At 70.0% G+C, this 20583-nt stretch carries 17 protein-coding genes, 1 pseudogene and 1 riboswitch; of the genes and pseudogenes, 8 read left to right on the top strand and 10 right to left on the bottom strand.

Annotated elements, in window-relative coordinates:
- Nucleotides 1–449: 449 nt before the first annotated feature.
- The 6 genes from ABZX40_RS24755 to ABZX40_RS24730 all read left to right on the top strand — a co-directional run bounded on the left by ABZX40_RS24755 (nucleotide 450) and on the right by ABZX40_RS24730 (nucleotide 10537).
- Nucleotides 450–7340, top strand: coding sequence for a polymorphic toxin-type HINT domain-containing protein (locus ABZX40_RS24755; protein ID WP_355732031.1), 6891 nt, complete (start codon nucleotides 450–452; stop codon nucleotides 7338–7340).
- Nucleotides 7337–7750 carry a hypothetical protein gene (locus tag ABZX40_RS24750; RefSeq protein ID WP_355732032.1) on the top strand — a complete coding sequence of 138 codons (414 nt, stop codon included), beginning with the start codon at nucleotides 7337–7339 and terminating at the stop codon, nucleotides 7748–7750. Before ABZX40_RS24755 ends, ABZX40_RS24750 begins: the two co-directional genes overlap by 4 nt.
- 249 nt (nucleotides 7751–7999) lie before the next feature.
- Entirely contained in the window at nucleotides 8000–8287 is a 288-nt protein-coding gene (locus ABZX40_RS24745) for a hypothetical protein (protein WP_355732034.1), read from the top strand.
- Nucleotides 8288–8426: 139 nt separating this feature from the next.
- On the top strand, nucleotides 8427–8876 hold the full coding sequence (locus tag ABZX40_RS24740; RefSeq protein WP_355732035.1) for a hypothetical protein: 450 nt from the start codon (nucleotides 8427–8429) through the stop codon (nucleotides 8874–8876).
- Between the two features lie 6 nt (nucleotides 8877–8882).
- Nucleotides 8883–10229 (top strand): hypothetical protein, encoded by a 1347-nt coding sequence (locus tag ABZX40_RS24735; protein WP_355732037.1) that lies wholly within the window; start codon nucleotides 8883–8885, stop codon nucleotides 10227–10229.
- Entirely contained in the window at nucleotides 10226–10537 is a 312-nt protein-coding gene (locus ABZX40_RS24730; RefSeq protein ID WP_355732038.1) for a hypothetical protein, read from the top strand. The genes ABZX40_RS24735 and ABZX40_RS24730 overlap by 4 nt, the downstream gene beginning before the upstream one ends.
- Here the strand turns inward: ABZX40_RS24730 and ABZX40_RS24725 are convergent.
- Nucleotides 10488–10925 carry an ATP-binding protein gene (locus tag ABZX40_RS24725; protein WP_355732040.1) on the bottom strand — a complete coding sequence of 146 codons (438 nt, stop codon included), beginning with the start codon at nucleotides 10923–10925 and terminating at the stop codon, nucleotides 10488–10490. The genes ABZX40_RS24730 and ABZX40_RS24725 overlap by 50 nt on opposite strands.
- A 77-nt stretch (nucleotides 10926–11002) precedes the next feature.
- Between ABZX40_RS24725 and ABZX40_RS24720 the strand changes: the two genes are divergently transcribed.
- Together ABZX40_RS24720 and ABZX40_RS24715 are read left to right on the top strand one after the other, a co-directional pair.
- A complete protein-coding gene (locus ABZX40_RS24720) occupies nucleotides 11003–11851 on the top strand; it encodes a helix-turn-helix transcriptional regulator (protein WP_355732042.1) in 849 nt (282 codons plus the stop codon).
- Nucleotides 11811–12056 (top strand): DUF397 domain-containing protein, encoded by a 246-nt coding sequence (locus ABZX40_RS24715; protein WP_355732043.1) that lies wholly within the window; start codon nucleotides 11811–11813, stop codon nucleotides 12054–12056. The genes ABZX40_RS24720 and ABZX40_RS24715 overlap by 41 nt, the downstream gene beginning before the upstream one ends.
- Before the next feature lie 14 nt (nucleotides 12057–12070).
- Here ABZX40_RS24715 and ABZX40_RS24710 read toward each other — a convergent pair whose 3' ends face one another.
- The 9 genes and pseudogenes from ABZX40_RS24710 to ABZX40_RS24670 form a co-directional block, all read right to left on the bottom strand.
- Nucleotides 12071–12748, bottom strand: coding sequence for a YoaK family protein (locus ABZX40_RS24710; RefSeq protein ID WP_355732044.1), 678 nt, complete (start codon nucleotides 12746–12748; stop codon nucleotides 12071–12073).
- Between the two features lie 101 nt (nucleotides 12749–12849).
- Nucleotides 12850–13266 carry a transglycosylase SLT domain-containing protein gene (locus ABZX40_RS24705; protein WP_355732046.1) on the bottom strand — a complete coding sequence of 139 codons (417 nt, stop codon included), beginning with the start codon at nucleotides 13264–13266 and terminating at the stop codon, nucleotides 12850–12852.
- 350 nt (nucleotides 13267–13616) lie between these two features.
- Nucleotides 13617–14450, bottom strand: a complete 834-nt coding sequence (locus tag ABZX40_RS24700) for an ECF transporter S component (RefSeq protein ID WP_355732048.1) — start codon at nucleotides 14448–14450, stop codon at nucleotides 13617–13619.
- Entirely contained in the window at nucleotides 14447–16066 is a 1620-nt protein-coding gene (locus ABZX40_RS24695; RefSeq protein WP_355732050.1) for an ATP-binding cassette domain-containing protein, read from the bottom strand. The genes ABZX40_RS24700 and ABZX40_RS24695 overlap by 4 nt, the downstream gene beginning before the upstream one ends.
- Nucleotides 16063–17250 carry a CbiQ family ECF transporter T component gene (locus ABZX40_RS24690; RefSeq protein WP_355732052.1) on the bottom strand — a complete coding sequence of 396 codons (1188 nt, stop codon included), beginning with the start codon at nucleotides 17248–17250 and terminating at the stop codon, nucleotides 16063–16065. Before ABZX40_RS24690 ends, ABZX40_RS24695 begins: the two co-directional genes overlap by 4 nt.
- Entirely contained in the window at nucleotides 17243–17872 is a 630-nt protein-coding gene (locus tag ABZX40_RS24685) for an SCO2322 family protein (protein WP_355732054.1), read from the bottom strand. Before ABZX40_RS24685 ends, ABZX40_RS24690 begins: the two co-directional genes overlap by 8 nt.
- On the bottom strand, nucleotides 17869–19128 hold the full coding sequence (locus ABZX40_RS24680; protein WP_355732056.1) for a prenyltransferase/squalene oxidase repeat-containing protein: 1260 nt from the start codon (nucleotides 19126–19128) through the stop codon (nucleotides 17869–17871). The genes ABZX40_RS24685 and ABZX40_RS24680 overlap by 4 nt, the downstream gene beginning before the upstream one ends.
- Nucleotides 19129–19238: 110 nt before the next feature.
- A riboswitch (cobalamin riboswitch) is annotated at nucleotides 19239–19375 on the bottom strand.
- Between the two features lie 21 nt (nucleotides 19376–19396).
- Nucleotides 19397–19690: pseudogene (locus tag ABZX40_RS24675) on the bottom strand (MBL fold metallo-hydrolase); the annotation flags it as partial.
- A 17-nt stretch (nucleotides 19691–19707) separates the two neighbouring features.
- Nucleotides 19708–20358: a TetR family transcriptional regulator gene (locus tag ABZX40_RS24670; protein WP_355732058.1), complete on the bottom strand. Its 651-nt coding sequence runs from the start codon at nucleotides 20356–20358 to the stop codon at nucleotides 19708–19710.
- Nucleotides 20359–20583 lie beyond the last annotated feature (225 nt).

The raw sequence follows: 20583 nt of genomic DNA, 5'->3' as shown, positions 1-20583 counted from the left end.
ATTCGTGTCATGCAGGAGAATTTCGCTGCAAGTAGCTTGACAGTCACCGGCTGTTGCCTATGTCATTCGATCACCTGTGTGGGTCATGTGAACGGGGGGTGGGCGAGTGACGTCAAGGAAACAGCGGCCTCGGAGACACAAGGGTCTGGCGGACTCAACTCGGCGCGGGCCCGGCCCTGTACGTGCGATCGACACCGTGCGAGGGCGTAGCCCCGTACGCGGACTCCCGGGGACGGGCAGTCCCAAGAGCCGCTGAACAGCCGCCGCCGCCGACACATTCGTCGCCCTTGCCCGGCCGGGGTGATGGCGGTCGTCGGCTCAGCCCTTCGCCGGTCTGCCCCAACCCTTCTGTCCCCGCTATGTCTTCGGCCGTTCACCGGCCGACTTCCCACTCGGAGAGCCTTCCTGTGTCCTCCCCCCTGCCTCGCTCCCGGGCCCGCCGTCGGCGCGTGACCCTGACCGTTCTGCTCGCCGCCGTACTGTCGATTCCGGTGCCGCTCACCCCGCTGGCCGTGGCGGCCGAGCTGCCCGGCCGCCCCGAGGTCACCGACATCCGGCCCACTCGGGTGGAGGAGGTGACCTCGCCACGCGCGGCGAAGGCCCGGTCCGAGCGGGCGCGGCAGCAGAAGGCCAACCAGCGGGTCTTCGCGACGGCCGATGCCGAGCGCCGCAGTGACTGGCCCGAGCCGTCGGTGACCGAGACCGAGCTGGCGGACTCCCCGGCGCGTGCGTCCAGCCCCGTCACCGTGCGGACCGTGGCCGCCGACGCGTCCCGCCAGACCCGGCAACGTGCCGTCGGCGAGGTGAAGATCACCGTCCTGGACCAGAAGGCGGCCCGCCGTGCCGGTGTCACCGGCGTGCTGTTCACGGTGGAGGCCGAGCAGCCCGGTGCCGCGCAGGTCACCGTTGACTACAGCTCCTTCGCCTCCGTCATCGGCGGCAACTGGGGCTCCCGGACCGGCCTGGTCACCTTGCCGGGCTGCGCGTTGACGACTCCCGGCCAGGAACGGTGCCGGGTCACCCGCGCCGAGACCTCCTCGGCCAACGATGTGCGGGCCCAGACCGTCACCGCGCGCACCACCGTCGCCGCCGAGACGGACAGCGCGCCGACCGTCATGGCGCTCGTCGCCACGTCGGCGACCGCCTCACCGGCCGGGTCGGGCGACTTCAAGGCGACTCCGCTCTCCTCCTCGTCGACCTGGACCGCGGGCAACTCCTCGGGCTCGTTCACCTGGTCCTACCCGATCACCACACCTCCCGCGGCGGCCGGACCGGCGCCGTCCCTGGCCCTCTCGTACGACTCGGGCAGCATCGACGGCCGCACCGCGAACACCAACAACCAGGGCTCACTGGTGGGTGAGGGCTTCGACCTCACCTCCTCGTACATCGAGCGCACCTACGGTTCGTGCGAGGACGACGGACAGACCGACAAGTCCGATCTGTGCTGGAAGTACGACAACGCCTCACTGGTGCTGAACGGCAAGGCCACCGAACTCGTCCTGGACGACACCGACAAGGTGTGGCGCCTCAAGGACGACGACGGCTCCAAGGTCGTCCGCCGCACCGGTGCCGACAACGGTGACGAGGACGGTGAGTACTGGCAGCTCACCACCAGCGACGGCACCACATACACCTTCGGTCTGAACAAGCTCGAAGGCGCGGGCACCGAACGCACCCAGTCGGTGTGGACGGCGCCTGTCTTCGGCGACGACTCCGGTGAGCCCGGCTACGACAAGGGCAGCGAGTTCAAGAACCGCGCGGAGACCCAGGCATGGCGCTGGAATCTCGATCTGGTGGAGGACATCCACGGCAACGCCTCCACGTACTGGTACACGGCCGAGGACAACCACTACGCCAAGAACGGTGACAAGACCGCGCTCGCCCGCTACACCCGCGGCGGCCATCTGAAGGAGATCCTCTACGGCCAGCGTGCCACCACCCTGTTCACCGCCCCCGCGTCGAACAAGGTCACCTTCACCTACAAGGAACGCTGCACCAGCACCTGCGACTCCCTGACCGCCGACACCGCGGACAACTGGCCCGACGTCCCCTTCGACACCATCTGCTCGTCGGGCGCGACGGACTGCCAGGCCACCGGCCCGTCGTTCTTCACCCGCAAGCGGCTGTCCAGTATCGACACCTTCTTCTGGTCCCGGGTCGCCGAGCCCGACGCGTTCGCACCCGTCGACACCTACGCCCTGGGCCAGGCGTTCTGGAACGGCCAGGACATCGGCAACAGTTCCGATCAGAGTCTGACCCTCACCTCGCTGACGCGCACCGGCAAGAACGGCACGGCGCTGGCCGTGCCTCCGGTCACCTTCATCTACCAGGAGCGCCCCAACCGGGTCGATTCGACGAGCGACAACATCCTGGCCCTGACCCGGCCGAGGATCGCCTCCATCACCTCCGAGACCGGCGCGATCACCTCCGTCACCTTCTCCTCGCCGGAGTGTGTGCGAGGCAGCAACATGCCCGCGGCCGAGGACAACAACAGCCTCGCCTGCTACCCGGTCCACTGGCCCATCAACGGCGGTGACCCCGCCCTCGACTGGTTCCACAAGTATCGGGTCACCTCCGTCACCACCAATGATCCGGCGGCCGGCAACACCGGCACCCAGACCTCGTACGAGTACGCGACACCGGGCTGGCACTACAACGACGACCCGTTCACCAAGGCGAGCGAGCGCACCTGGTCCATCTGGCGCGGCTACCAGAGAGTCACCACCTACTCGGGCGATGCCGGAACCACGAGAACCAAGACCGTCCAGCTCTTCATGCAGGGAATGCACGGTGACCGGCGCAAGGACGGCACGACCCGCACTGCGGTGGTCCAGGGCATCGACCTGAGCAACGACTCCACGACCACCACCGACGACCTCGATGTCGGCGATGTGAACGACCTCGACCGCTATGCCGGGCAGCTCCGCCAGCAGATCGCCTACAACGGCGCCTCCACCGCGATCTCCACGAGCGTCCACGACCAGTGGTCGCACCAGACCGCCAGCCAGCAGAAGTCGTACGCCTCCGTCCTGGCCCACTTCGTCCGCACGGCCCGCACCTACAACCACACCTATCTGACCGTCGCGAAGAAGTGGCGGACCACCGCCCTCTCCTACACGTACGACACCACCTACGGCATGACCACCCGTGTCGAGGACCACGGCAACTGGGCCGCGACCGGCGACGAGACCTGCACCCGCACCTGGTACGCACGCAACACCGCGGAGGGACTGACCGGCCTGGTGTCCCGCAACCGCGCCGTCGCCAAGGCCTGTGCGAACACGGACGACACCCTCAGCCTGCCGATCAATTCCGCCGCTCGTGGCGATGTCCTGTCCGACAGCGCCGTGGTCTTCGACAACCCCGCGGCGACCGGCTGGGCGCCCAACCAGGTGCCCACCCTCGGCCTGCCCACCTGGACGGGCCGCGCCAAGGCGTACCCGGCAGCCTCGGGAACGGCCGACCGCCACCCCTCCGCCGCCACCGGCTGGCAGACGGTGAACACCACGACCTACGACACCGCGACGGCGGCGCTCGGCCGCCCGCTCACCGTCACGGACGCGAAGGGCCGTGTCACCGCGACCACCTACTTCCCGGCCGCGGCCGGGCCGCTCACCACCGAGGTGGTCAAGGCGCCCAAGCTCGCCTCCAACAACCAGACACACCAGACGACCACCGGCTACGACCCGGCCCGCGGGACGGTCAGCTTCGCTCTCGACGTCAACGTCAAACGTACCGAGCACACCTACGACGCCCTGGGCCGTATCACCGCCACCTGGCTGCCCGACCGGAGCAAGTCCGGCGGAGACAGCGCGAACGCCACGTTCGGCTACAGCATCGTGCGCGACCAGGCCCCGTGGACGTCGGTGTCGACACTCAAGGCCGACGGTGTCACCTACACGACGACGTACTCCCTGTACGACAGCCAGATGCGCCCCATCCAGGTGCAGGCGCCCTCGCCACAGGGCGGACGCATCCTGACCGAGACGCGCTACGACAGCCGCGGTCTGGTGTACGAGCGCCAGTCGGACGTCTACGACAACCTGAATTCCCCCAGCGGTACCTACGCCCTCGTCCCCTACGGCAGCGGGGCCCAGGAGGCGACCCAGTTCGACGGTGCGGGCCGGGCCATCACGTCGACCTTCCTCGCCGACGGCGTGCAGAAGTGGCAGACCACGACCAGCTACACCGGTGACTCCGTCGCCACCAGCGCGCCCACCGGCGGCAATGCCTCCCGCGCCCTCATCGATCATCTGGGCCGGGAGGTGGAGAGCCGCACCTATGCCGGAACCCAGCCGAACGACACCGAGTACGGGGCGGCCACCGGCACCCCGTTCACCAAGGTCCGCCACACCTTCACCCGGGACGGCAAGCCGGACACGACCACCGGGCCGGACGACACCACGTGGTCGTACACCTACGACCTGTTCGGCCGTCAGGTGGAGGCCGCGGACCCCGACAGTGGCACGACGATCACCACCTACACCGAGCTCGACCAGGTGGACACCGTCCAGGACGCCGAGAACCGTCTGCTGCTCACGGCCTACGACGAGCACGGTCGCCGGACGGGGCTGTGGCACACCACGCGCACCGATGCCAACCAGCTCAGCGAGTGGACATACGACTCGGTCCTGAAGGGGCAGCCGACCGACTCGATCCGCTACGAGAACGGCAAGTCCGCGACGGACGGCTACAAGAGGTCGGTCACGACCTACGACGCCCTGTACCGGCCCACGGGCACAAGTCTCACCCTGTCGGCCGCAGATCCCTTGGTGACCTCGCAACAGGTCCCCTCCACACTGTCCTTCGAGACCACCTACCGTCTCGACGGCTCGGTCGCCAGTACCAGGGAGCCCGCCGCCGGTGGACTCGCCGGCGAACTGATCAGCGCCACCTACAACAACGCGGGCATGCAGACAGGGCTCTCCGGAACCTCGGGTTATCTGCTCGCAGCCGACTACACGGCGCTCGGCCAGGTCGGCCAGCTCCAGCTCGGCACCTCGACGGCCCAGGGCACCAAGCGGGTCTTCCTCACCAACACCTACGAGACGGGCACGCGCCGTCTGCAGACCGCGTCCGTCGACGACCAGACCCGGGGCGCGGTCCAGGACCTCACCTACAGCTATGACGCGGCCGGAAACGTCACCGCGATCAGTGACAGCGCCAACGTCGGCACGGGCACGGACAACCAGTGCTTCACCTATGACGGCCACCGCAGGCTGAGCGAGGCGTGGACCCCGAGCACCGCCGACTGCTCGGCCACCGGCCGCACCGCCGCCAACCTGGGCGGACCCGCCCCCTACTGGAACAGCTACACCTACACCGCCTCAGGACAGCGCAAGACCGAACGCCGCAACACCGGCACACCGGTCACCACCACCTACTGCTACGACGCCACCCGACCGCACGCCCTGACCGCGACCACGACCACGGCCAGTTGCACCGGCGTCACCCCGCAGTACACCTACGACGACACCGGCAACACCGAGAAGCGCCGCAAGCAGGCCGGCTCCGCCACCGCCCAGACGCTGGCCTGGAGCAAGGAGGGGCAGCTCTCCCGGCTGACCGACGACGCCTCGGCGACGTCCACGAACTATCTCTACGACGCCGACGGCACGCTCCTCATCCGCCGCGACAACTCACCCGGCGGTGAGACGGTGCTGTACCTCGGCGCCACCGAGGTCCATGTCAAGACCGGCAAGAAGTGGGCCAACCGCTACTACGACGCCGCCGGTTCCGTGATCGCCCTGCGCAGCAACGAGAGCGGCACGGAGAAGCTGAGCTTCCTCGCCTCGGACCGCCACGGCACGAGCAGTGTCGCCCTCACCGGCGACGCCACCCAGGCCCTGAGCAAGCGCTACAGCACACCGTTCGGCGGCCCGCGCGGCCAGGCGACCGGCGTATGGCCGGACGACAAGGCGTTCCTCGGCAAGTCGGCCGACGCGAGCACCGGCCTGACCCATGTCGAGGCCCGCGAGTACGACCCCAGCACCGGGCAGTTCATCAGCGTGGACCCACTGATGCAGCTCGATCTGCACCAGACACTGAACGGCTATTCGTACGGGATGCAGAACCCGGCCACCTACTCCGACCCGGACGGTCGGAAGATCCCGTGCGGTCCCGGATTCGATGTGCCCTGCCCGAAGAACGACCCGAACGGCGACGGGGTGACAAACCCCGGCCAGTCGAACACCAACGTCCCAAAGACAAGCACCAGGGGCACCGTCGTCACCTGGGAGGACGAGGGGCCGAGCAACAAGGATGTGAACGGCGACGGATATGTCACCCTGCTGCCGGGGGTTCACATTCCCGCCGAGTGGAGTGGTAATTCTAAGTTCATTCAGCACTTCTATTCGCAGTTGGGAGAGGCGTATGGCGGGATAAAATTCTATGCCGAGCACGCCGAATCGGCTCCGACTGCCGATGCTGCCGTGGATTCGGCGTTGCTCAAAGCGTGCCATGCCACAAGCTGTCCGTCGAAGAAGGCGTTCTTCTACAACTTCTTCAGCACCAATGTCGTTGCCGGCGTCAGCATGATGGGCGTTGGCGGGCGCACCGGCTTGGGCAAACTGCCCCCGGCCAAGGGCAAGGACGCGAAGAAGCCGAGCTGCGGCCAGTGCTTCCTCGCGGGTACGGACGTCCTGATGGCGGACGGCGGCACCAAGGACATCGAGGACGTCCGAGTCGGCGACAAGGTCATGGCGACTGACCCGGAGACGGGTGAGACCGGACCGCGTGAGGTCACCCGCCTGATCCGGACGGACGAGGACAAGAGATTCAACGAACTCGCCATCGCGACGGATGAGGGAATCAGCCGGCTCACCGCGACGTATGAACATCCGTTCTGGTCCCCTTCCGAGGGGCGATGGGTGGAGGCCCATCGACTCGAACCGGGCATGACACTGCGGACGGACGATGCCGACACGGTGATCGTCACGGGCAACAGGGACTTCACTCAGCGGGCCGTGACATACAACCTCACGGTTGCGGGGGTGCACACGTACTATGTGCTGGCGGGAGAGACGCCGGTACTCGTTCATAACAATAACTGTGATGTTGCTGGCCGAGGACTTTGGCAGCTAACTAAGGAAGGCTCGACGAAACTCCTAAAGGGAGGTCCGTTCAAGACCACCTTCTATAAGAGTGCCTCGGACGGTACCTGGTGGACTCCGGATGTGACCGGCCACGGCGAATCGGCGTTCAAGGTCTATCGGGAGACCAGTAAGGGCCTCGAATGGATCTCGGATGCCGATAAATATGGCGACTACATGCCGGACAAGTGGAAGGGTGATACGGGGAAATTTATACCGAACAGCAATTTGCGGGGCGTCAAAAGATGATCGAGACTGCCGACGAGTTCGTACGGCTGCGCAACAGCTCAGATCCACAGGAATGCCGCAGGGCAGCAGTTGAGGAGGCGCCAGCGCAGGTATGGATGGAAGTCGTCGATCGATATCCGGAAGAACGAGTGGCAGTTGTCCAGAACAAGACGTTGCCGTTGGCTGTTCTGGAAATGCTGATCGACGACCCTGATACTCGCGTCCGTTTCATGGTGGCCATGAAGCGGAAACTGTCACCGGACCTTCTCGAGCGCCTAGCTCTCGATGTGGACGAATCGATCAGAATGAGAGTCGCGCAGCACAGGAACACGTCGAGGGAGACATTGGAATCCCTTCGACACGACCCCTGGAGCGAAATTCGCGCGGCTGTGGACGACCGACTAGGCGGCACCGGCAGCGATCTCCTTTGAGGTGAGTCGATCGGTCTCAAGAGCCCCACCGAGTTGTGTTTCGGTGGGGCTCTTCAACGGTTTGACGGCAACGGTGACGGCAGTGTCAGCGGACGACGGCAGCGGCGGGCGGGTCGTCGGGGGTATCGGTCGGGTTGAGGGCGTTGCTGAGGGTGTCGATGGCCTGGTGCTGGAGGCGGAGCCGGACGTGGGCGTGGACGCCAGATGTTGGTCGTGGGCGGCGTGGGGGTTATCTCGAAGTGGAGATTTGTGACGCTCGTGGATCTGGTACTTTCCCATTTCCGTACAGTCCAGTGCATCTCGTCAGGAGAGGGCGCGGTTTTTGACTTCACGGAAAGCGAAGAGGTTATCCAGTTGTGTTGCGATGGTGATCTCGTTGCCGTGGCTTTGTCGAATCATTCCTGGCGAGTTGCCGTCGAGGGTGAGTGGCTCAGGCGTGCTTTCTCGGAGTTCCGTCGCGACGCGTATGCGATTCTGACCCCGGAGATCCCCGGGCTGGCCGCCAATCCGGTGATTCGCCGCATAGTGCCGCAGTAGCGCGGGCTGTGTTGGATGTGACCGTATGCCACCCGCGCCGGGCCCAGCCCCAGGTCCGGACCCGTCCGGCGTCGCCATGGCAAACTTCGGGTACACGCCCAGGTGAGGAATGGGTCGGACGCTCATACGGGGGAGCATCGTGTCGTGGGATGAGGAGTGGGCCCAGCTGAAGGCGGACGCCGTTGCTCGGGCGGGGCAGCCTTCGGCGGCCATGCGGCTCAATCAGTTGCCGGCCGAGGGGGGCGGTACGGGCGGCCCCGGTGAAGGCTTCGCCGCCAACGCCGAGTCCATCGACGGCAGTTCGCATCTGCTGCTGGAGATCGCGGGGCTGCTGTACGAGGGCCGGATGGACGGTGAGAACGCCACCATCGGCCGGGCTCCCCGGTCGCACCCCGAAGTCGCCGCGAATGTCGAGATCTTCGCCCGCTTCGCCAAGGACCAGTACACGGACGCCGTCGTCCTGCTCGCCGCCCTGGCCGGCAAGCTCACCTCGGCGAACAACACCTACGCGGAGTATGACGAACTGGTACGCAGAAAGCTGGACTCCGTCCTGACCGACGGGCGTTACACCGACGCCCAGGACCGGTGATCCGGGGTGGCCGCCTATCGCGTTGATGTCGAGTTCCTTGAGGACGCCAACCCCGCGCTCATCGGGCGCGGCGCCGCCGAGTTCACGCGGCTGCACCGGCTCATCGACTCCACCGACGACGCCTTTCGCAAGGCCGGGGAGATCGACTGGCGCAGCGAGGCCCGTGACCTCCACGCCCGGCGTCTGGGCGAGGCGAGGGAGCTGACCGACGGCCTCGCGCGCGCCTTCCGCACCGTTGCGAACGCCCTCACCGCCTACTCCGACGCCGTCACCACCGCCAAGAGCCACTACCGCAGCGGCAGGGAGAGCGAAGGCAGGCTCTCGGAGGTCATGTCCAGGGAAGCCACCGCCATCACCCCCACCGCCCGCGCCGCCGAGCCCCTCCGCCAGTGGGAGGACCTCCGGGCCAGCACCGGCGTCATGGACTGGTTCGCCGAACTCGGCGTCGACCTCGACGCCATCCGCGAGGACGCCGAGCGCCACTACAACCAGACCAAGGACCACTACGCCGACGCCCTCCGCGTGGAGTCCGAGGCCCGCGACGCCTGCGTCGCCGAACTCCGCGCCGCCCACCGCTCCCTGCCCGACTTCAGGAGCCCGCTCGGCGACCCGGAATACCTCCTGCGCAGCCTCGGGCCGCTGCGCGCCGAAGCCCGCCAGGCCAGCACCAACCCCTACGTCCAACTGCCCGGCTCGGGACCCAAGGTGGACGAGATGCCCACCCCCACCGCGGGCGAGCAGGTCCTGATCACCGAGTCCCTCTACCGGATCAAGATGCGCGTCGACGGCCTCCCCGACGGCCAGGGCAACAACTACTGGCTCCCCTCCACCTCCGACGACGGACGACGCGAGTACATCTCCGGCAACCGGGCACTGATCAACGCCGCCGCCCACGACTCCGGTCTCCCGCCCGAGATGGTCGCCGGTATCGCCTGGCAGGAAGTCATGGGCGACCCCGCCCTCCTCGACGACCTCGCCTACGAGGGCCGCGACATCCTCCCCTTCACCAACGACCCCGACGAGACCTCCATGGGCCCCCTCTCCATCCAGGTCCGCCGCGCCGCCGAAGTGCTCGGCTACGACCCCGACCACCTCACCGACGGCCAGCGCGACCAGGTCGTCAGCGCCGTCAAGGACCCCGCCCAGAACATCTTCATCGCCTCCGAGTATCTCGCCCAGCTCAAGGCCGAGAGCGGCTTCGCCGACGTCCCGCCGGAGCAGATGACCCGCGAACAGATGCAGGAGCTGGCCGCCCGCTACAACGGCGGCCCCTACTATCAGGACCCGAACGCCCAGGCGTACGGCCGCGGCTTCGACCGGAATCTCGACGACGCCAGAGAGGCCCTGCGGTGAGCCGCTCCCCCTCCATCACCCGGGCCGCCTCCGCCGTCTCCGGGGCCGTCCTCATCCTCGGGCACCTCATCGCCCTCTACTTCATCTACCTCGCCTACATGGCCGAGCCCGCCGGCCCCTGGGACAGCGAGACCGTCGCCCACTCCCAGTTCGCCTCCGGGCTCGTCCTCGCCCTCTCCCTGCTCATGGCCGCGCTCACCCTCGCCTGTGTGAAAGCGGCCTGGCTGCGCAAGGGGTGGTACCTGGTCCCGGCGGTCCTCATTCTCGCGGCGGTTCTCCGGCTGACGCTTCTCGCTCCGCAGCTTTGAGGCACTCGAACCACACGGTCTTCCCCACCCCCGGCCCCCTGTCCACGCCCCACTTGTCCACCATCGCCTCCACCAGCAGCAGTCCCCTCCCGTTCTCCGACTCCAGGGACGGGTTCGGCGGGACCGGCACCGGGAGACGGGGCGACGTGTCCGTCACCTCCACGCGGGCGCCCGCGCGGTGCCGGGCGATCCGGACCGTGCAGTGATGGTCGGGGACATGGCGTACGACGTTGGCGATCAGCTCCGTCGTCGCCAGCTCCACGGCCTCGCTCAGCTCCTCCACGCCCCACTCCTTGAGCAGCGTGCGGATGATGCGGCGGATGTGACGGGCCGAGTGCTCGGCGACGGTGAGGCTCATGCGGTACTGGTGGGGGAAGTTTGCGTTCACATGACCAGGCTGGCGAGCGCGCCGCTACGCTGACTACTCAGCGAAGTTAACCCGTCGCTCTGTGAGAGGGGCTGGATATGGCGTACATCAACCAACTCGACCCGGGAGCCTCGCCGCTCGACTACTACGGCTTCGAATTACGCCGGTACCGGGAAGCCGCCGGGCTCACCCAGAAGCAGCTCGGCGACATCGTCAACTACACCGGTTCACTGATCTGCCAGATCGAAACGGCCAAGAAGCTGCCGACGGTGCAGTTCAGCGAGCGGGTGGATGCGGCACTGGGGACGGGTGGGGCGTTGTCCCGGCTCGTGGACCTGGTGATGCGCAGCCAACTTCCGGCCTGGTTCCAGCAGGTGGCTGAGTTGGAGGCGAAGGCCACGGAGATCTGTACGTTCCATACGCACCTGGTGCATGGACTCCTCCAGACCGAGTCATACGCGAGTGCCGTTCTCGGCGTGGTGCACACGGAGAAGCTCGACGATCGTGCGGCGGCTCGTATCGCACGCCAGCGGGTCTTCGAGAAGGCCCGGCCGCCGTTGTTCTGGGCGGTCATGAGCGAAGCCGCGATCCGTCAAGAGATCGGCGGACGGACGGTCATGCGTGCGCAACTGGCCAAGCTGTTGTCCTTTCAGGACACGCTGCGGATCAACATCCAGATCCTGCCCTACTCGGCGGGAGCGCACGCCGGTTCACAAGGCTCATTCAACCTCTTCCGCTTTCCGAGCGATCCCGCAATCGTCTACACCGAGGGCTATGGCAGCGGGCATCCGACCGCCAATCCGGACACCGTCGAGGACTGTGCGCTCCGTTACGATCATCTCCAGGCCGCCGCCCTCTCCCTCAAGGACTCGGCGGAGTTGATCCGGCATGTGATGGAGGAACGCTATGGCGAGCAGCAACTGGCGCAAGTCGACCTACAGCGGTGACACGGGCGGCTCCTGCGTCGAATGGCGCAAGTCCTCGTATAGCGGCGACCAGGGCGGGGACTGCCTCGAAGTAGCCCAGCCCCCCAACTCCTCCATCGCCCTCCGCGACTCCAAGACCCCGGCGGGGCCGATCCTCACCCTCGGCCCCGCCGCCTTCACCACTTTCGTCAACTGGACCGCGTCCGGCGCCGAAACCGCCCGCTGACGGGACGGACGGAGTCAGTCGCGGTCCGAGGCCAGTACCGCCAGCACCCCCGCCAGCACCGCCACCACCAGCAGCGGTACGCCCATCCCATGGTCCAGGAACAGCCACGCCCCGAGCAGCGCGCCGCTGAACAGGGCGACGACGGCCAGTACCCGCAGCAGACCACCCGTGCCGTCGCCGCCGCCGAAGGGGGACTCGGAGGCGAGGGCGGTGAGGGTGGTCGTCACGACCGTGGTCGTGGAGATACCGGGCACGCCCAGTTTGCGGACCGTCGCGTTACGCAGGCCCATCGCCAGGGCGGTGAGGGCCACGAGGAGGTAGGGGCGGACGGGGTCGTCCGGCATGAGGAAGGCCACGAGTGCGGCGGCCAGGACGAGGGCCGCCTCCAGGGCGAGGGACGCGCGGGCCCACCTGCCGCGTGAACGGGGCGCGAGGCGGCCCGCCAGTCGGCCCCCACCGATCGCGCCCAGCGCGAAGCAGGCGATCGAGGTCGCGGTGTGGGGGACGGAGAAGCCCGCCGCCCCGGCCGTGGCGAAACCGAGGACCACCACATTGCCGGTCATGTTCGCGGTGAACACATGGATCAGGCCCAGATAGCTGACCGCGTCGATCATCCCGCTGGAGACGGTGAGGAGCAGCAGGACGTAGGTGAGGCGCAGACGGCCCCGGTTCCGAGCGGCGGCGATGGTCACCGGATCAGTGGAGCACGGGTACCCGCGGGGACACGCCTAGGCGGCGGCCCCGGAGATCATCCGGTGCCGCCGCCTGTTGCGGTGGAACAGCTGGGTACGGGTCAGTACCAGCCGTTGGCCTGCCAGAACTCCCACGCGCCGAGCGGGCTGCCGTAGCGGGAGTTCATGTAGTCGATGCCCCACTCGATCTGGGTGGCGGGGTTGGTCTTCCAGTCGGAGCCGGCCGAGGCCATCTTCGAGGCCGGGAGGGCCTGGACCAGGCCGTAGGCGCCGGAGGAGGCGTTGGTCGCGGTGACGTTCCAGCCGCTCTCGCGCTGGACGATGTTGGAGAAGGCCGAGTAGTGCGCGGAGTTCGGGATCATCTGCTTCGCGATGGCCTGGGCCGAGGCGGGGGACGCGGTGGTCGCGGCCTGGGCCGGGGAGGCGGTGAGCGCCAGGCCCGCGGCGGTGGCGGCCAGGGCGGCAGCGGTGACGGCCTTCTTGGGGGACGCGATACGGCGGATGAGCGAGACGGACACAGTGAACCTTTTCTTCGGGGACGAGGGGTCGCGGTCCGCCCGGCCACCACACGCGGTGTGCGACGGGGGCAGAACCTCGGCGCCGGGCCCCCGGGGGGACATCGGCGCCTGGCGACGTCGTCCAGAGAAACAGGCTTGCGATACGACCGCAATGACCCCTTTTACTAGTTGTGGTCGCATTGCCGGTCTTCGTGTGGTGTGTGACGTGGCTCTCAAACCCCAGGTCAGAGGCAGGAAAGGCGCGTGCATGCCAGGTTCTGGCGCTACGAGGGCGGATCGTAGGTGAGCCCGGTCACGTGGGGTGCTTCACCGCCGGGGACCGGTCCGTGTCACCGGCGGCGCACACCGGCTCACCGTCCGGGGGCGTCGAAGGTGACCGGCGTCTCGAACGCGGCCCTGCGGGTCGCCCGCCGCAGCGCCTTCAGCACCGCCGGGCCGACCAGCCACGTCAGCACCACCGTCACCACCGCCCGGCCCAGATCCCAGCCCAGCGACGTCGCCAGGCAGTACGCCACGAACCGGGCCAGATTCGCCGCCACCGGCGCGTCCGCGTCGAACGCGATGGAGGTGCTGTTCTCGCCCATGAACGGCCAGCCCGCCAGATTCATCGCCGTGCCGTAGGCGAACGCGCCCAGGAAGCCGTAGCAGGAGAGGAGGAGCAGCTCGCCCCCGCCCCGCAGGCGGTCCGGGCCCGGCAGCAGGCCCGCGCCCATCGCGAACCAGCCCATCGACAGCATCTGGAACGGCAGCCACGGCCCCACCCCGCCGGTCAGCAGCGCCGACGCGAACATGGTCAGCGAGCCCAGCACAAAGCCGAACCCCGGGCCCAGCACCCGGCCGCTCAGCACCATCAGAAAGAACATCGGCTCGATCCCGGCCGTCCCGGCACCGATCGGCCGCAGCGCCGCGCCGGTCGCCGCCAGCACCCCGACCATCGCCACCGCCTTCGGGCCGAGCCCCGACTCCGAGATCGTCGCCCCCACCACCGCCACCAGCAGCACCAGCAGCCCCGCGAACAGCCACGGCGCGTCCTGACTGTGCGCGGCCACACTCGACTCCGGCGGCGCCAGGAACGGCCAGCCCAGCGCCCCCACCCCCACCGCGCTCACCAGCAGCAGGGCCAGGATCGAACGCGGGCCCAGCCGTACGGCACGGGCCTGTGGGACGGAGGGCGGGGGGCTCACGCGAGGGCCTCGCGGACCTGCGTCACGGTCAGCCAGCGCTCCGGCGCCAGCACCTTCGTCACCTGCGGCGCGAACGACGGCGACGACACCACCACCTCGGCGGTCGGGCCGTCCGCGATCACCTCGCCCTCCGCCAGCAGCACCACCCGGTGCGCCAGCTCCGCCGCCAGCTCCACATCATGCGTGGCCAGGATGATGGCGTGCCCGTCCGCCGCCAGCGCCCGCAACCGCGCCACCAGCCGCGCCTTCGCCGCGTAGTCCAGGCCACGGGTCGGCTCGTCGAGCAGGATCAGCGGCGGGCGGGCGGTCAGGACGACGGCCAGCGCGAGGGCGAGGCGCTGGCCCTCGGAGAGGTCGCGCGGGTGGAGATCGTCGGCGATCTCCGGCAGCAGCTCCGACACCAGCGCCCGGCAGGTGCCCGGCGCCGCCCCGGCGTCCCGGTCGGCCGCCGCGCACTCCCCGGCGACCGTGTCGGCGTAGAGCAGATCCCGGGGTTCCTGCGGGACCAGCCCGACCCGGCGGACCAGCTCGCGCGGGGCGGCCCTGGCCGGGACGAGGTCCCCGACCCGGACCGATCCCGACGCCGGGCTCACCAGGCCGACCAGCGCCGACAGCAGGGTCGACTTCCCGGCGCCGTTGCGGCCCATCAGGGCGATCGTCTCGCCGGGCGCCACGGTCAGCTCCACCGAGCGCAGGGCGGGGATCCGGTCGCGGCGGACGGAGAGGGAGCGGATCTCCGCGAGGGCGGGGGCGGGAGCGCCGGGTGCTGTTCTCGCGGGGCTGGGGTCCGCCCCGGCCAGCCGCTCCCGCAACCCCCCGGCCGTCCCCGCCCGGCGCCGGGCGTCGCGGACCGTCAGGGGCAGCGGGGACCAGCCCGCCAGCCTGCCCAGCTCCACCACCGGCGGGTACACCGGCGACACCGCCATCACCTCCGCCGGGGTGCCCAGCACGGGCGCGGCGCCCGGCGCCGGGAGCAGGACGACCTGGTCGGCGTACTGCACCACCCGCTCCAGCCGGTGCTCGGCCAGCAGCACCGTCGTACCGAGGTCGTGGACCAGGCGCTGGAGGACGGCGAGGACCTCCTCGGCCGCCGCCGGGTCCAGCGCGGACGTCGGCTCGTCCAGGACCAGCACCCGGGGGTGCGGGGTGAGCACCGAGCCGATGGCGACGCGCTGGCGCTGGCCGCCGGAGAGGGTGGCGATGGGGCGGTGGCGCAGGTCGGCGAGGCCCAGCAGGTCGAGGGTCTCCTCGACGCGGCGACGCATCACGTCCGGCGCGATGCCGAGGGACTCCATGCCGTACGCGAGTTCGTCCTCGACGGTGTCGGTGACGAAGTGGGACAGCGGGTCCTGACCCACCGTGCCCACCACGTCCGCCAGCTCGCGCGGCTTGTGGGTACGGGTGTCCCGGCCGGCCACCGTGACCCGGCCGCGCAGGGTGCCGCCGGTGAAGTGCGGCACCAGGCCGCTCACCGCGCCCAGCACGGTCGACTTGCCGACCCCGGACGGGCCCGCGAGCAGCACGAGTTCGCCCTCCGGCACCTCGAAGTCGATGCCCTGGACGGTCGGCCGGGCCGCGCCGGAGTACGTGACCGCGACCTCGTCGAAGCGGATCATGACGGTTCCCTCGGGGTGGAGACGGGCCGGGGCGATGGGGTGACGAACGCCGGGAGCAGACCCAGCAGGATGGCCGCCGCAGGCCACAGCGGCAGTTCGGGCACGGTCGGCGGGATGATCCCGGGATGCAGGGCGCCCGTGTCGGCGGCCGTCATCGCGGCGGCGACCGCCACGCCCGAGCCGGACACCAGCCAGGCCCGTCCGTCCCAGCGATCGGGGCGGTAACGGGTCCGGGGCGAGCGCTTCCCGCCCAGCCACAGCCCGCCCAGCGCGGCGGCCAGCCCCAGCAGCAGCACCGGCAGCCCGTAGGTGCCGCCCGCCGCGGTGAGCAGCCCGTACGTTCCCGCGCAGACCCCGAGCAATCCGGTGAGGGTGAGCGCGGCGGTGGTCCGGCGCACGGCGGGCGCGACCTCGGCGGTACGGCCGTAGCCGCGCGCGTCCATCGCGGCGGCCAGCGCCACCGAGCGCTCCAACGCCCCCTCCAGCACCGGCAGCCCGACCTGGAGCAGACCCCGGACGCCCCGATCCGGACGGCCCCGCAGCCGCCGGGCCGCCCGCAGACGGCGGACATCGGCGATCAGGTGCGGGGCGAAGGTGAGGGCGACGACCACCGCGACCCCCATCTCGTACAACGCGCCCGGCAGGGACTTCAGGAGGCGGGACGGGTTCGCCAGGGCGTTCGCGGCGCCGACGCAGATCAGCATCGTCGCCAGGCGCAGCCCGTCGTAGAACGCGGCCAGCAGGGATTCGAGGGTCACCTCGCCGCCGAGGCGGATGCCCTGCGCCCAGTCGGGGAGCGGGACCTCGGGGAGGGTGAGGAGGGTGTGGGTGCCGGGGAGGGGGGAGCCGAGGAGCACGGCGAAGAGGAGGCGGATGGCGATGACGGCGAGGGCGAGCTTGAGGAAGGCGTCGTAGGAACGGGCCCAGGGGGCGTCGGGGCGGCGGGCGGCGACGACGTAGGCGGAGACGGCGATGAGGAGGGTGAGGAGGAGGGGGTTGGTGGTGCGGGTTGCGGCTACGCCTAGGGCTGCGGCCCAGAGCCACCAGGCTCCGGGGTGGGTGCTGAGGTGGGGGTGGGTTGCGGTGGGGGGCGGGTGCGGCCCCGTCGTGGTTTCTCGCGCAGTTCCTCCCCCAGAGGGGGTACCCCCAGCGCCCTCGGTCACCGGACGTTGCAGCTCAGCCACTTCGTCGGCGCCAGGTCTGCCAGACAGCTCCTCCGGCCAGGACGGTGACCGCCGCCGCGCCTGCCCAGATGCCCAGGGACGGGCCCTCGTCCTTCGATGGTTTCTTCTTTGTCGATCCGGTGGAGACCTGCTCCCCGCAACCCCGTTCCGGATAGCCCGAGATCGCGCACAGCAGGGCGTTGGAGTCGTAGCGCAGGGGTTTGGCGACGGCGGCCAGGGACTCGGCGGTCGTCGCGTCGGGGGCGACGCTCGCGCAGGCGGTGCGGGCGGCGGGCGGGGTCTCGCCGGACGGGGCGTCCGCCTCCGTACCGAAGTCCAGGACCAGGGCCACCCGCTTCTGGTCCGGCTTCTCGGGGGTCCCGGCGCAGATCGTGGCGAAGTCGGCCGGGCCGCGCGGGGCCGTCGCGTCCTGGGAGTCCTCGCTCACCGCGAAGCGGAAGCCCTGGACGGCGCCGTCGGCGGGGCGGGACAGGGACGGGCCGCGGTCGGCGTAGCTCCAGCGGTCGCCGTCCCGGTCCCAGAACGACCAGTAGCGGTAGCCGGCGGCCTGGGCCTGGCCCGCCGCGCCGGTGAGGGCGAGCAGCAGCGCGGCCAGCAGGAGCGGGGGGAACCGGCGGATCACGGCCGGTCGCCGCGGTTGCGGCCACTGACCAGGAAGCCGATGCCGACGCCCACGACGCCGAAGACGCCGACGTACCACCAGACGCCGAAGGGGGAGTCGTCGTCCTCGGCGGAGGCCGTGGTCTCCTTCTCGACCAGGCGCTTCTCGACCAGGTCGTCGGTCGCCGCCGGGGTCGGGCCGCTGGCGTTGAGACGGTCGATGAGGCCGGTGCCGCCGAACTCCTCGGGGCCGTCGCCGATCGCGTGCGCGGCCAGCACGAGCTGGGCGTGGGCGGCGGGGCCGGACGCGTCGGCCCAGGCGCGCGCGTTGCGCTCCAGCCAGGTCATGGAGGCGCGGGCCTGCTCGCCCTCGCCCAGCGCGGCCAGCGCCACCACGGCGTCGGCGGTGTTGCCGTAGTCCGGCTGGTCCTCGGCGCCGGGGAGGGCGGAGATGAGGTGGTCGTCGTTCCCGGCGAGCGTGGTGGTCAGCCAGGCGGTGGCGTTGGCGGCGGCCTGCGCGGGGGTGGTGGCGTCGGCGCACCCGGCCGTCGCGGGGGTGGCGGTCGTGTCGGGGGCCTCCGCGTTGAGGCCTGTGCCGAGGGCGCCCAGGACGCCGGCCGCGGTGGCGTCGGCGTTGGCGAGCAGGTCGCCGTTCTGCTCGGGCTGGTAGGCGAAGGCGCCGCCGCCCTCCGGGTCGTCGCAGGGGACGCTCAGGGCGAGCAGGGCGTCATAGGGGGACTTGCCGTCCTTGCGGACCTCGGCGGGTCTCTCCCCGGCGGCGGTGAGGGCGCCGACGACCAGGCCGGTGGAGTTGGTGTCGCTGGGGCCGCCGGGGGTGTAGCCCCAGCCGCCGTCCGCGTTCTGCACGGACTTCAGCCAGGTGACGGCCTTGCCGGTGGCGGCCTCGTGGTCGCCGAGTTCGGCGAGGGCCTGGACGGCGGCGGCGGTGCTGTTGGAGTCCAGGGGTGTCTTGCTGTCGCAGGCCGCCGCCGGGTCGGGGCGGAAGGCGGCGAAGCCGCCGTCGGCGCACTGCTGGCCGGCCAGCCAGTCCCCGGCCCGCGCCGCCGGGGTGACGCCCACCGACGACTGGGCCAGCAGCGCCAGCGACTGGCGCCACACACCGTCGTACGTCGGGTCGGCCGTGCCGTACAGGCCCTCCGGGATCGTCACGGAGGAGGGTGAGGATGGGGACGGGTCGGCGGCCTGGGCGAGCGGAGCGGCGACGGCGCCGATCCCGAAGGCGGCGGCGACGACCGCGGCACTGCGGCGGAACAACATGATCGGCGGGAGCCCTTTCCTGTGCGGAGGCGGGCAGCACCGGGCACCCCGGGCGGCTCGGCTCCGTATGCCTCGACGGTGCCGCGCCCGGCGGACGCCGGTGCGCATGAGCCGGTCACTGGTCCGCTGGCGGTGGTCCGGCTGAGAGCCCGGCGGGGCGGGGCTCATACGGTTGCGGGTCGGCGCCGGATTCGCACCGGCTTCCTCGCGTACGGATGTGATGACGACCTGCTCACTCTACCGGGCGCCCCGAACGGCCCATCCCGCCTCACACCGCGACATATGTCACCGGCTCGCCGCCCGCCGCCGTCGGCTCCGCCCGGCCCTGTCCACCAGCCGGCGCAGCTGGGCCTCGGCCTCGGCGACGGCGATGGTGCGGGAGGTGTGCGGGGTGCGCACCCGGGGGTGGTTCCAGTGGCGGTTCCAGGTCATCGGGGTGGCGAGCTGCCAGGGGGTGCGGGGCGCCGGGTTCGGCGGGCAGGGCGAGGAGTTCGCGCAGCCGGGCCTCGTGATGGTCGAGCAGGGAGCGGATCCGGTCGGCGGGGGCGGGGCGGTGGGCTGGGGCGGGGCCCCCGTCGGTCACCGCGTCCGCGGTGCGTCCTCCGGCGACGGCAGGTCGATCAACCGGCACACCGTCTCGATGTCGATCTTCACCTGGGCGATCGACGCGCGGCCCGAGAGCCAGGTGATCAGGGCGGAGTGCCAGGTGTGCTCGATGACGCGGACCGCGGCGAGCTGTTCGGGCGTGGGGCGGTCCAGGCCCATCGCGTCCAGGATGATCGCCGTCGTCTGCCGGGACACCTGGTCGACCTCGGGGGAGACGCTGCGGTCGGCGAAGGTGAGGGCGCGGACCATCGCGTCGGCGAGATGCGGCTCGCGCTGGAGCCCGCGGAAGGCCCGCATCAGGGTCTCCGCCACCCGCTCCGCCGCCGTCTCACCGGCCGGCGGCTTCTTGCGCAGCGTGCCGTGCATATGCTCCAACTGGGCCTGCATCGTCGCCACCAGCAGATGCACCTTGGACGGGAAGTACCGGTACAGCGTGCCCAGCGCCACCTGCGAGGACTCCGCGACCTCCCGCATCTGCACCGCGTCGAACCCACCCCGGCCGGCCAACTGCGCGCTCGCGTGCAGGATGCGGCGGCGCCGCGCCTCCTGCCGCTCGGTCAGCGGCGGCGAGTCGGCTCGCGCGCAACTGGCTTCCACCTTGGTCACCTTGGCTTCCGCAGGCATGGGCACCGTTCCGTGGGTTCCGTGACAGTCCATGAGGAACTGTGAGGAGTGGGGGCGATCAGACAGCATGGCAGGAGCCGGGTCGATCCAGCCCGCCGTGGCGTGAATCACCTGATCCACTTCTCGCCCCGGCACTACCAGCCGGTAGATTCGGAGCCTCTCGGACGATCAAGTCTGAAACTTGTTCTAGATTAGCGTCCCGTGTCGTAGTCTCACCGTCGTGCA

It is taken from the genome of Streptomyces sp. NPDC004610 (assembly GCF_040609715.1).
Taxonomy (GTDB): domain Bacteria; phylum Actinomycetota; class Actinomycetes; order Streptomycetales; family Streptomycetaceae; genus Streptomyces.
The sequence above is the reverse complement of the archived record's forward strand: the minus strand, read 5'-3'. Positions and strand labels throughout refer to the sequence as shown.